The 13,745-nt window shown below is 27.3% G+C and carries 11 protein-coding genes; all 11 read left to right on the forward strand.

Annotation, left to right across the window (positions count from 1 at the left end; genetic code table 11):
* The first annotated feature begins 314 nt into the window (after window positions 1-314).
* The 11 genes from BN346_RS16170 (at window position 315) to BN346_RS16220 (ending at window position 13,742) form a co-directional block, all read left to right on the forward strand.
* Window positions 315-1,067, forward strand: coding sequence for an ABC transporter ATP-binding protein (locus BN346_RS16170; protein WP_040330001.1), 753 nt, complete (start codon window positions 315-317; stop codon window positions 1,065-1,067).
* Window positions 1,054-1,875, forward strand: coding sequence for an ABC transporter permease (locus BN346_RS16175; RefSeq protein ID WP_040330002.1), 822 nt, complete (start codon window positions 1,054-1,056; stop codon window positions 1,873-1,875). The genes BN346_RS16170 and BN346_RS16175 overlap by 14 nt, the downstream gene beginning before the upstream one ends.
* Before the next feature lie 97 nt (window positions 1,876-1,972).
* Window positions 1,973-2,992: an ABC transporter substrate-binding protein gene (locus tag BN346_RS16180; RefSeq protein ID WP_040330004.1), complete on the forward strand. Its 1,020-nt coding sequence runs from the start codon at window positions 1,973-1,975 to the stop codon at window positions 2,990-2,992.
* 170 nt (window positions 2,993-3,162) lie between these two features.
* The gene (locus tag BN346_RS16185) at window positions 3,163-4,335 is read left to right on the forward strand and encodes a MalY/PatB family protein (protein ID WP_040330311.1); all 1,173 of its coding nucleotides are present in this window, start codon (window positions 3,163-3,165) and stop codon (window positions 4,333-4,335) included.
* A 144-nt stretch (window positions 4,336-4,479) separates the two neighbouring features.
* On the forward strand, window positions 4,480-5,061 hold the full coding sequence (locus BN346_RS16190) for a biotin transporter BioY (RefSeq protein WP_040330006.1): 582 nt from the start codon (window positions 4,480-4,482) through the stop codon (window positions 5,059-5,061).
* Between the two features lie 392 nt (window positions 5,062-5,453).
* Window positions 5,454-7,163: a methyl-accepting chemotaxis protein gene (locus BN346_RS16195; protein ID WP_040330007.1), complete on the forward strand. Its 1,710-nt coding sequence runs from the start codon at window positions 5,454-5,456 to the stop codon at window positions 7,161-7,163.
* Between the two features lie 495 nt (window positions 7,164-7,658).
* Entirely contained in the window at window positions 7,659-8,360 is a 702-nt protein-coding gene (deoD, locus tag BN346_RS16200; protein ID WP_040330008.1) for a purine-nucleoside phosphorylase, read from the forward strand.
* A gap of 567 nt (window positions 8,361-8,927) precedes the next feature.
* Window positions 8,928-10,610: a carboxypeptidase-like regulatory domain-containing protein gene (locus BN346_RS16205; RefSeq protein WP_040330009.1), complete on the forward strand. Its 1,683-nt coding sequence runs from the start codon at window positions 8,928-8,930 to the stop codon at window positions 10,608-10,610.
* A gap of 284 nt (window positions 10,611-10,894) precedes the next feature.
* On the forward strand, window positions 10,895-12,853 hold the full coding sequence (locus BN346_RS16210; protein ID WP_051540463.1) for an OPT family oligopeptide transporter: 1,959 nt from the start codon (window positions 10,895-10,897) through the stop codon (window positions 12,851-12,853).
* Between the two features lie 130 nt (window positions 12,854-12,983).
* Window positions 12,984-13,322, forward strand: a complete 339-nt coding sequence (locus BN346_RS16215) for a PqqD family protein (RefSeq protein WP_040330011.1) — start codon at window positions 12,984-12,986, stop codon at window positions 13,320-13,322.
* A 63-nt stretch (window positions 13,323-13,385) separates the two neighbouring features.
* Window positions 13,386-13,742 carry a hypothetical protein gene (locus BN346_RS16220; protein ID WP_040330012.1) on the forward strand — a complete coding sequence of 119 codons (357 nt, stop codon included), beginning with the start codon at window positions 13,386-13,388 and terminating at the stop codon, window positions 13,740-13,742.
* Window positions 13,743-13,745: the final 3 nt, after the last annotated feature.

Genomic DNA, 13,745 nt, shown 5'->3' on the forward strand with positions numbered 1-13,745 from the left:
ATTTATAAATTATTTTCAATGTACAATTTTAGGTTATTTTTTTACAAAAATATTTATAAATATAAAAAATAACAAATAAATCATCACAAATTATGTAATATTTAAATAATATATGTATATAGGTAATATTATTTAAGTCATAGGAAAACAATATAATATTTTGAGTTATTTAAATTTCAACTATTAAGTTTTAGCTGGTTCCAAATATTAATTATTAAATGTATAAATTAAAATTATTTTGGAAGCCTATATTAATTTTAAAAAAATAGAATTCAAAAGTTAAATTGGGATCCTATAATATGGGGGTGAAATTTATGTCCTCTATTGTGGATGTTAACAATATAAATATGACTTTTTATACATTGGAAGGTGAATTAAATGTTTTAAAGGATTTAAGTTTTTCACTAGAAGAAGGGAAGATATTAGCACTTTTGGGACCATCGGGTAGTGGAAAATCTACAATGCTTAACATTTTAAGTGGTTTACTTAAACCAACATCAGGTGAAATAGATATAAAGGGTAAAATTGGATATATGTTTCAAAGAGACAATTTGCTAGAGTGGAGAACTATAATGAATAATATAACAATTGGACTTGAAATACAAAATAAATTAAATAATGAAGCCATGAAGAAAATAGAACATCTTCTTAGAATATATGATCTTTGGGATTTTAGAAATAACTATCCAAGAGAATTATCAGGAGGAATGAGGCAAAGAGTTGCACTTATAAGAACACTATCTGTTGATCCTGATATATTACTTTTAGATGAGCCGTTTTCGGCATTAGATTATCAAACAAGATTGTTAGTTAGCGATGATATATATAAGATTATACAAAATGAAAAGAAAACTACTATATTAGTAACACATGATATATCAGAGGCAATATCTATGGCAGATTCTGTTGCTGTATTATCAAGGAGACCTGCAAATATAAAGGCAATACATGATATAAACCTTACAGTTAAAGATGAAAAAACACCATTAACCGCAAGAAAAGCACCAGAGTTTAAAGATTATTTTGATACACTATGGAAGGAGCTTGATGTAAATGAAAAAGAATAATAGTTCCTTATCTGGATATGAGAAATATCTAAAAGAAAGAAAAACAAAAAAAATAAAGATACTTTTTTGGCAAATAGCTATTTTAATAATATTTTTAGTTCAATGGGAGATACTGGCGAGAATTGGAGTTGTAGATACATTTCTATTTAGTAAACCTTCAGATATTTGGGTTCTTTTTAAGGAATATATGGGCAATGGTGAGCTATTTAGGCATATAGGTATATCTGTATGGGAGACTGTACTAGGATTTACAATAGGAACTATACTGGGTATTATAATTGCAATACTTCTTTGGTGTTCTAAAACAGTTGCAAAAATATTAGATCCATTTTTAGTTGTATTAAATGCACTTCCTAAAACTGCATTAGCACCAATTCTTATTGTTTGGGCAGGGGCTGGTATAAAAGGAATAGTTGTGATAGCTATAACAATTTCAGTTGTTACAACAATATTATCAGCATACAATTATTTTATAAATGTAGATGAAGAAAAAGTGAAAATGCTTAGAAGTTTTGGGGCTACAAAAGGACAAATATTAACAAAGCTTATAATGCCATCTAATATAGGCAATATAATAAATATAGTAAAAATAAATATTGGAATGTCATGGGTAGGCGTAATAGTTGGAGAATTTTTAGTATCACGGTATGGTATAGGATATCTAATAGTATATGGAGGTCAGGTATTTAAATTAGATTTAGTTATGATGGGAGTAGTTGTACTAGCTATATGTGCGCTTATTATGTATGAAATTGTTAATGTAATTGAAAAAGTTTATAGAGCAAGACAAAATGTAGAAAACAATTAATAGAAATTAAATTTTAAATTTATATTATTAAAAAATAAATGTATAACCTAAATATTTTGATTTAAATATTATAAGAGCAATAAAAAGGAGTATAAAAATGAAGAAATTCAAGAAGCTGACAGCTATAATAACTAGTTTATTTATGTGTACGCTTATTTTTTCAGGATGTAGCAAGTCAAATGATAAGTTAACTAAAATTAAATTAGCAGAAGTTACTCACTCTGTATTTTATGCACCACAATATGTTGCAATAAATGAAGGCTTTTTTAAAGAGCAAGGTATAGATATTGAGTTAATGGCAGCACAAGGAGCAGATAAGACTATGGCCGCATTGGTATCTGGGGAAGTTCAAATAGGACTTATGGGACCAGAAGCATCAATATATGTTTATAACAAAGGAAGCGATAATTATGCTATAAACTTTGCTCAACTTACCAAAAGAGATGGAAGCTTTTTAGTTGGTAGACAAAAGGAAGATAAATTTAAATTTGAAAATTTAAAAGGAAAAGAAATACTTGGCGGAAGAAAAGGTGGAGTGCCTGAAATGACATTAGAATACACTATAAAAGATAATGGCATTAAAATAGGAACAGGGAAAGATGAGGCTAATGTAAGAACAGATATACAATTTAATGTTATGGCAGGTTCATTTACAGGAGGAGAAGGAGATTATGTTACATTGTTTGAACCATCAGCTACTGCAATGGAAAAAGAGGGTAAAGGTTACATTGTAGCATCTATAGGAGAAGCATCAGGTGAAATTCCATATACAGCTTATTCAGCAACTAATAAATATATTGATAAAAATAAAGATTTAATTCAAAAATTTACAAATGCAGTTTATAAAGGCCAACAATATGTAAAAACTCACAGTGCAGAAGAAATAGCAAAATCAATAGCACCATTTTTTAAAGATATAAAAATGGATGATTTAATTACAGTTGTAAATAGATATAAATCAATAGATGCATGGTGTGAAAATCCAATACTTGAAGAAAAGAGTTTAGATAGACTTATGGAAGTTATGGAAAAAGCAGGTGAACTAGATAAGAAAGCTCCATATGATAAAATTGTAACTAGAACCTATGCAGAGAAAACAATAAAAGATAACAAATAGGAAATGAATTATTTATAGAAATTTTAAATACTAATTAAGGTTGTTAATGATTGAAAAAGTAGATAGTATATAATTAAAAGGGATAAAATTGCAAAAATTTTTAATTGTATAATAAAAATCATTAGCAATCTTTTATTTAATTAATTCAACATATGTGGAGGATAAATATAATTATGTACAGTTTTGAAAAAAGAGTTGATAGAAGCAATAGCAATTGTATTAAGTGGGATACAGTTAAAGAACTTTATGGATGTGAAGAAGTTATTCCAATGTGGATAGCTGATATGGATTTTGAAATAGAACCATCAATAGTTAAGGCTATACAAGAAAGACTAGAACATTCAGTTTTAGGATATACATTTACACCTAATTCATACTATGATGCAGTAATAAGTTGGTTTAAAAAAAGATTTGATTGGAATGTAGAAAAAGAGTGGATTAAATTTTCTCCAGGAGTAGTACCTGGTGTAAATAGCATAATTGCTGCATATACAAAGCCGGGAGATGAAGTAATACTTCAAACACCAGTATATCATCCATTTTATAAACTAGTAAAAAATAATGGGTGTCAAGTTATAGAAAATCCATTAATATATGATGGCGAAAAATATGATATGGATTTTGAAAACTTAGAAAGCATAATAACTGATAGGACAAGAATGATAATACTTTGTAGTCCACATAATCCAGTTGGAAGAGTATGGACTAAAGATGAATTGAAAAAATTAGGAGATATATGTATAAAGCATAATGTTTTAATAGTTTCAGATGAAATACATGCAGATATAATATATAAACCTTATAAGCATACAGTATTTAGTTCTATAAGTGATGAATTTGCTGAGAATTCTATAATATGTACTGCTCCTAATAAAACATTTAATATAGCAGGACTTCAAACTGCAAATATAATTATAAAAAATGAAAAACTAAGAAAAGAGTTTGATATTCAATTAGATAAGCATTGTGTACATGAACCAAACGTTTTTGGAGCTATAGCACAGGAAGCAGCTTATTCAAATGGAGAAGAATGGTATAATGGACTTATGGAATATTTAACTGAAAATCTTAAGTTTACTATAGATTTTTTTGAAAAAAGAATACCTAAAATTAAACTAGTAAAACCAGAAGGTACATATTTATTATGGTTAGATTGTACAAATTTAAATATGAATGCTTCAGATTTAAAAGATTTCTTTGTGAAAAAATGTAAAGTTGGATTTAATGATGGTAGTATGTTTGGGATTAAAGGTGAAATGTTCCAAAGAATGAATATAGCTACAAGTAGAGAAATTATTAAAGATGCATTAGAACGAATTGAGAGAGAAGTTAATAAGTTATAAAAATATTATTAGAGAACTTAAAGTGTTGTTTTTAACAGCACTTTTTTTATTTGAAAGGTAAACTTATTTTGAAAATAGGTTTACAAATATAATGTTTCTATGTATACTTATTTAAGAAAATATAAGGTTGGGGGAGTGAACCTAATGTATAAGACGAGAAATTTAATATTAGTATCATTATTTACAGCATTGACAGCTATAGGTGCATTTATAACAATACCAATACCTGTAGTTCCATTTACACTTCAATTTTTATTTTGTGCATTTGCAGGAATATTATTAGGTGCTAAACTAGGGGCTTTATCGCAGTTATTGTATGTACTTATTGGATTATTAGGAGTACCTGTATTCACACAAGGTGGGGGAATTGGATATATATTAAAACCGACTTTTGGATATTTGATTGGATTTATTGTAGCAGCATATTTTATAGGAAAAATAACAGAGAAGATTAAAGTATTGACTATAAAAAATTCATTATGTTCGATACTTATAGGATTATTTTTTGTATATCTTTTTGGGGTAGTGCATTTATATCTTATAAAAAATTTGTATTTAGGAACTTCAAATTTTGGGATAATGACAGCTATTTGGTCCGGTGCTATAGTATGTTTAGGAGGAGATATTTTACTTAGCATAATAACTTCAGTGGTGGCAGTAAAAATCATACCTGTAATAAGAAAAATTGGTTATGCACCATATAATAAAAATATTAAAAGCAAATAAAAAAAGCTTTAAAAAAGTTAATAAACTTTTTTAAAGCTTTTTTTACAATGAAATATAGGAATTTGAAAAATGTACTACTAAATGATAAAATGTGACATAAACACTAATAAAAGTATATTAAGAAGATACTGAAAAAACATTTAAATTAATAGGAAAATTAAATAAAATATTGAAGAACTTTTAGGAAACTTCGAGATTATAAGAGAGGGAAATAAAGATTTAAATATAGCATTGTAAGGAGGGATAAATTTATAAAGTAGACTTTAACTAAAATTCTATTGAAAGCTTAGGTTGCTTAAAAGAGTAGTTTATATTTTAAGTATTATATAAAAGGCTAGGGTGAAATTATTATTCTAGTCTTTTTTGTGAGAATAAAGAATAGGACGGTAGTTATGAGAAATAAAAAAGTAGGTGTAAAGCTTGTAGTTTCATTTTCAATAATAGTTCTCTTTATATTTATAATAGGATATACATCTAGTAGGGAACTAAAAATTGTAAATGAAATTCATAAACAAATTCAAATCAATGATAATGGAAATATATCATTAAAAGATATTCAAAAAAATATATATGATATAAGTTGCACATTTGCAGAAATAAATTTAAAAGATAAATCAGATTTTGAAAATCAAAATAAGAAAATTCAACAATCATTAAGTAATTTAAAAAAAGCTTTTGAAATTTATGATGATGAGGATACAAGTGGTGAATTTTTAGAAGGCGAAGAAGAAATATATAATGTTTTTGTCACTCAGTATGATAGTTACAAATCTAAAATAGATGAAATTTCAGCTAATGTAAAAAAAGATAGTACAAAAAATATTAATGAAATGTACATAAGTTATCAAGAAATAAAAAATAACTTAGTGTTAGCAGCAGATAAATTAGTTGAATTAAATGATGCTAATACAGAAAAATTACAGATAGAGGCTGAAAAAATAACTAAATCAAGTAAGTTTCAAGTATTTTTAATGTCATTTATAGGATTAGTAATATCAGTACTAATGGCTATAAGAATTATTTATGATATTAAGAAGCCATTAGAAAGCATGAAAAAGTTTGCAAATGAATTAGCTCATTATAATTTAAATTATGATGTTACTATAAAGAATAAAGATGAGTTTGGCGAAGTTGCAACAGCACTAAAAAATATTAGAGAAAATATGCGTGATATAGTTAGTATTTTAGATAATAAATCTACAGAATTAACAGATGAAAGTAATAGATTATCAGATAATATAGAGAATATAACAGGAAAATTCGAAGATATAAGTGAAGAAAGTTCAGAGATTGCAGCACAAGTTCAAGAGGCAACAGCTGCCACAGAAGAAATATCAGCATCAGTAGAAGAGATTAATTCAAGTGTAGAGGAACTAACAGCAAGGTCAACAGAAGGTAGTAATAAAGCTATAATGATAAAAGAAAAAGCTATTAAATCTAAAAACATGATTAATGATTCTAGAAAAGTTTCATTAAAAATTTATTATGAAAAGCAAGATGGTATAGTAAAAGCTATAAAAGATGGAGAAGTTGTTAATGAAATAAAAGTTATGGCAGATGGAATAGCGCAAATAGCAGAGCAAACAAATCTTTTAGCATTAAATGCTTCAATAGAAGCAGCAAGAGCAGGGGAACAAGGAAAAGGTTTTGCTGTAGTTGCTAATGAAGTTGGATCGTTAGCAGAACAATGTAAGGAGACTGTTTCTACAATTCAAGGTACTGTAGAAAAAGTTGAAAATGCATTTAAAAGTTTATCAGAAAATGCAAATGGAATTTTAGAATTCTTAGATGGACCTATAACTAGAGATTATGATGAATTTGAAGAAGTAAGCGCACAATATGAAGAAGATGCTAATTTCATAAGTGAAATGTCAGAAGATATAGCTGCGATGACAGAAGAAATAAGTGCAACAATAAATGGTGTAGCAGATGCAATTCAAGGTGTAGCAGCATCTTCACAACAAGCTAGTGAAAGCACAAATAAAATAAGTGATGTGATAAATACATTAAATACAAGCATGGAAAGTATAGATAAAAATTCACAAATTCAAGCAGAGTTAGCAGAAAGTCTAACAGAAGTTATAGGAAAGTTCAAAATATAAACTAAGTAATACTCTTTTAAGCAACCTAAGCTTTCAAACTTTTATAGGGTTCCAAGTTAAAAAATGAAATTATTCTTATTTAAGTTGAGAAAGAGAAATTCAAAGTATAGTACAAGAATTAACAATTAACGATGAACAAGTAATAGCTACAGTTACTATTAAAACTATGGTTAGTAAGAATATTATAATGGGGAATTTATTCTCAAAAATGAACCTTTTATGGATAAATATTATATTAATTTTATTTGAAGTACAAATAAAACATTGTAGCGGGGATTTCAATACCCGAGGATATTCACAATCACTATTCACTCTTACTTTTTACTTGGTTCTCAACATGACAATAGAATAAACTATAAGCTTAATAGTATCATTTGATAAAGAGGTTGTTTTAAATTTGAATCTGGAACCCCATAGATGTATGTTATAATTATTAAAGAAAATAATATATTAGATAAATAATAAAATTGAAAGCATGAAGAGGAGTGAATAGATATGGCAAAACACTTACATATAATGGCTGAAGAAGGTTCTATAGCAGAAAAGGTTCTTTTACCAGGAGATCCACTAAGAGCTAAGTTTATTGCAGAGACTTATTTAGAAAATCCTGTTTGTTATAATGATGTTAGAGGAATGTATGGATATACAGGAACTTATAAAGGCGAGAGAGTTTCTGTGCAAGGAACTGGAATGGGTCTTCCATCATTATCTATCTATGCAAATGAACTTTTACAGTTTTATGGAGCTAAAAAGTTAATAAGAGTAGGTAGTTGTGGAGCGATAAATAAAGATGTTAAAGTGAGAGATATAGTGCTTGCATTAAGCGCATCTACAAACTCTGGAATAAATAGAAGAAGATTTAATGGAATGGATTATGCACCAAGTGCTAACTTTGAACTTTTAAGTAAGGCGTATGATTTAGGGAAAAGCAGAAACTTAAATGTAAAAGTAGGAAATGTATTGTCTAGTGATTTATTTTATGATGACACAGGCATGGGAATTCAAAAATGGATTGATTACGGAACATTAGCAATCGAAATGGAGAGTGCAGAGTTATACACATTATGTGCAAAACATGGAGCTAAAGCATTATCTATTCTTACAGTTTCAGATCATATAATAACAGGAGATGAAACAACACCAAAAGAAAGACAAGAAACTTTCACAGATATGATGGAAATAGCATTAGAATTATAATAATATAGAAGTTGGCTACAGTTAGATTTACTTAAATTTGACTGTAGTTTTTTTATTTAATGTGAAATTTAATTTTTGTATACAAGATTGAATACACTTCATTTGTAGGTAAATTTAAATTACTCTCCTCAGTAGGCGAGAATTCATTCTTGCAAAACTTTATTTAAATGTATTATTTAAATAATATATATGAAAATCAAAGACCACCAAGATTGAAATCGAAGCTATGAAGGAAAATAGAAAATTATATTAACCTATGTGTGTGAATTTAAATCACGCTCCTCAGTAGGCGAGAATTCATTCTTGCAAAACGTTATTTGAATGTATTATTTAAAAAATATATATGAAAATCAAAAATCGCCAAGATTGAAATCTCAGCTACGAATGAAAAAAGAAAATTATATTAATCTATATAGGTAATGATTTAATCTTTTAAAAGGGTATTTCAATTATAAATTTACAACAGTATTACTAAATTTTAAATGAATATATAAATAAACATGATAAAATAGAGATGAAGGTGAATTTAAAAAATTATTGATATAGATATACGAGGGGGAGGTCTATATGAAAAAAAAGATTAAAGTGGTAGCAATATTAACATTATTAATTGGTGTTATAACAATTGGTAGTATTGTATTTGCTAAAGATGGATGGGGATTTAACAGAAATATAATGCCGCATGATTTAATGCCATTTGTAAAGTTTGATAAATTAGAAGATGAATATAAAATTTATTCTAAAGTAGAAAAAGATGGTGAAAATTTAGTTCTGGCTAGTGATAAAGATGAAAATGTAATAATAGAAAGAGAAGATGAAGGTAATCCATATCAAAGTTGGATTTTAGAATTGAGTTGGGTTGATAGTGATAATTTTTTCGAAAATGATAAGTTTGCAGGAACATATTATACAATAAAAAATAAGGCAACTGGAAAGTATCTTTATTTATCATCTTTTTCACACTTGGATAATAAGGGGTTAACAACTAAAAAACTAGAAGGTGGTTCACATTTGTGTTCTATGGAATATTGTTTTGGATTTGGAACTGGCGAGTTCTCAAAGCAAACATCATTAGGTGATGATAGATTTGATTTAACTAGAACTAATCCAAACTATTATTATATACAAAATTCCTTTGGTGGATTAACAGTTACAAGGGTAAATGAAGAAAAAACAGCAACAATTCAAACTTCAAAAATGGATTTTAATAAACAAGATGAGTATATATTTACATTCAAAAAAACTAAAAGTTATAAACATAGTATAAAAGGACAAGTGTATCAATTACCATTATCCTATGATAATAAAGAATATAATTTGATAAGTGAAGCTAGTATATATGAGAAGAATTCAATAAAAGATATGGTAAAAAATGATGGCAAGGATTTTGATAAGTTGCTAAATGAAAATAAGGTTATAGATGATTGTAAAGTTGAGATAGTAAATAAAGCAGATGATGATAAGTTAAAATTAAATAGAGATGGGACTTTTGAAATCTTAACAAATAAAGATGAAATAGAAATAAACTTAAAAAGAGATGGATATGAAGATGTTGGAGCAACAATAAATATAAAAGATTGTGAAAAAAGCGAGTTTCTAGCTTTTATGAAAGAATTTAAAGAAGTAAAAACAGTATTAAAAGGAAAAGTATTAGAAGTTACTGGAAATGATAAAGCGGGAGTATTTTATACAGAACAAAGTAGCACAAAAGGAATATCAGCTAAAATAAAATTAATAGATTCAGAGGGAACTTCCAAAGAACTTAGATCCAATAGTAGTGGTATATTTAGTTTTGAAGATATGGCATTAGGTGAGTATAAGTTAGATATTAGTGCCAGCGAATATGATACTAAAAAGATAAATGAAAGTAAAATAGTTTTAAAAGAAGAAGAAAATAATATTTACATTTATTTGGAGAGAGAGATAAAAGATGATGGTAAAAATCCTGAAGCAGAAATTATGTTTGAATATAATTCAGAAGATGAAGGTGCATTTACAAGTGCAAAATCTACACTTACTAATTATAGTGAACCAGTTTATGTTTTAAAAGGTTGGATTGAATATAATGATGGAACAAAAGAAAAATGGGATGTTGATAAAGATAAAAAAAATCTAATTGTAAAATTTGATGATAAGAGTGTAAAAAAATCGAGTATAAATAAAAATGCAGTAATATATTATGAAATAGTTGATATGAAAGGAAATAAATCTACTATTTCAGAAACATTAGTATTAAAACAGGATAGATAATATAAAAGCAATGATAAATTATAAAAAATAATTTATCATTGTTTTTTATTTTTAAAATTAAATTTAAATATATTTAATTAAATTGTGGTAAATATTTCATGACAACTTATTATCAACTTAAGTTAAAATCTGAATTTAATTTTTATAAGTTTAAATTAATTAAAATTCATGTAAAAATTTACTTAATTTACACTTAGTTAATACTATAAATACATAAAGAAAAATAGAATTAAATATAGGAGTAAAATATTCAGGGCTAAACCAAACATAAAGGGGGATTATTTATGAAAAAAGGATTACCAGAAGGGGCATATGGACTGAAAGATGGGCAGAAAAAGTATATTCCATATATTCCGGCTAATAAAATAGTTCCGGAATTTACAGTATTATCTGTTGTTGTAGGTATTATTTTATGTATTATTTTTGGTGCTGCAAATGCGTATTTAGGTTTAAAAATTGGAATGACTGTTTCAGCATCAATTCCAGCTGCTGTTATTTCAATGGCAATTGTGAGAGTTATACTTAAAAGAAAGTCAATACTAGAAAACAATATGGTGCAAACAATAGCATCAGCAGGAGAGTCTTTAGTTGCAGGAGCAATATTTACATTACCAGCGTTATTTTTATGGGGAGAAGACCCAAATGCATTTACAATGACAATAATAACATTAGTTGGTGGTGTGTTAGGTGTTGTATTTATGATACCTATAAGAAGATATTTAATAGTAAAAGAGCATGGAACATTACCTTATCCAGAAGGTGCAGCTTGTGCTGAGATTTTAGTTGCAGGTGAAGGTGATGGGTCTAGTGCTAAAATGATATTTATAGGTGGAGGTATTGGTGCATTATACAAACTATTTGGTGATGGATTTAAAATGTTTCCAACAGAAATAGAAAAAACTATTCCAAACTTCTCAAATGGAACAGTTGGTATGGATACACTTCCAGCACTTTTAGGTGTAGGTTATATTATAGGACCTAAAATATCTTCATACATGCTTATTGGAGCATTATTAGGATGGCTTTGTTTTATTCCTATGATTACTTTCTTTGGTAGTAGTGCAACAGATGTTATATTCCCAGCAAAAGATGTTATAAAAAATTTAAATGCAGGAGCTATATGGTCAAATTATTTAAAATATATAGGAGCAGGTGCAGTTGCTGCTGGTGGAATAATAAGTTTAATAAAATCTTTACCAACTATAATATCATCATTTAGAGATGTAATTAAAGGTGCAAAAGGTAATGAAAAACAACTTCAAGTTGAAAGAACTGATAAAGACTTAAGTAGCAGATTTATAATTATTGTACTTGTAATTTCAATAATAGCTATAGCAGCATTTCCACAAATTCCAGTTGGAATATTAGGAGCAATATTGATAGTTATATTTGGATTTTTCTTTGTTACAGTTTCATCTAGAGTTGTAGGTGTTGTAGGTAGTTCTTCAAATCCTATATCAGGAATGACAATAGCGGCTTTATTATTAACAACAATAATATTAAAAGCCACAGGAATGAATGGAAAAACAGGTATGATATCAGCATTATGTATAGGTGCAGTTATTTGTACAGCTTCAGCAATAGCAGGAGATACTTCTCAAGACTTAAAAACAGGTTATTTAGTTGGAGCAACTCCATGGAAACAACAATTAGGAGAGCTTATAGGTGTTGTAGCAGCAGCTATATCAGTTGGATTTATAATGATTGCATTAGATAAAGCATATACTTTTGGTTCAAAAGATTTTGGAGCACCACAAGCTGGGCTAATGAAACTTATAATAGAAGGAATTATGGATGGAAACTTACCTTGGAACTTAGTATTTATGGGCGTTATGACATCAATAATATTTGAAATATTAGGTGTAGCATCATTACCAGTTGCAATAGGTTTATATTTACCAATACATTTATCAACACCAATAATGCTTGGTGGACTTATCAAAGGTGGCTTTGATATGCTTACTAAGAATAAAGACAAAGATAAAAAAGAAGCTGTTAATCAAACTGGTATATTATATGCATCAGGACTTGTTGCAGGTGAAGGACTCATGGGGGTAGTTCTTGCAATATTTGCAATAGCAAATGTTGATATGGCAATGAAGAATCCTATACTAGGACAGTTTGGTTCATTAATATTGTATTTGTTATTAGCATTAAGTTTTATATATATTTTGAAAAAAGGTATGAATGATGATATAAATAAAAATTCTAATAAAAAGTCTAAACAAAAAATAAAAGCATAGATTAATATAAATGATGAATGGAATAATTATGTTTCATTCATCATTTTAATATAGAAATTAGACATAAAACTATAAATTTAAAACTATAAATTTATAAAGAGATAAATAAAATAAAAAGGTGAGGGAAGTTATGAAAAAAACTAAGAATGATAACATATTGGAGAAAGTGCCATTTAGAAATGAAAAAATTAATTGGGATGATTCAGGAGAAAGTATAGTATTAATCATAAAAAGAGATTCTTTTGCTGAGAAGATAATGCATAAAATTTTTAAAAAACCTGAAGTTATAAAAATAGAATTAGAGAAAATAGGATCAACTGTTTGGAGATTGTGTGATGGACATAATAATGTATATGAAATATCAGAAAAATTAAAGGAAAGTCATGGTGAAGATATAGAACCAGCACTTCCAAGACTAATAGAGTATATAAAAATTCTTATTAATAATGGATATATATCATTGAAGTAGTGATTAAAAATACAGTAATTAAATATAAATAAAGTTGGTAAGTAAAAATAATGGGAGGTTAAAATGATAAAATATATTATATATATTGTACTTATTATGATTGTAACTATGTTATTTATATATATAGGAATAATAAAAGATAGACAGTTAGGGATGAATCTTATGGACAAACTATATAATAAATGTTGTAATAAAGTTTTGAAAAATATGAAGGTAACCAAGAAAATGTCTGCTGTTGAAATAAGAGAATTAATAAAAGACGAAAAAGCAAGTGTAATTTGGAGTAAAAAAAAGGTTGGTGTTACAAATAAAATACAGTTTACTAATTATGTTATAGAAGGATTGTTAAAATTGAATGAAATAGAACTTATTGACAAAAGTAAAAGAATATACGGATTGAGTGAGAGTTCAAAAAAATAGAAG

Origin of the sequence: Clostridium ihumii AP5 (assembly GCF_000612845.1) — a bacterium.
GTDB lineage: Bacteria > Bacillota > Clostridia > Clostridiales > Clostridiaceae > Clostridium_J > Clostridium_J ihumii.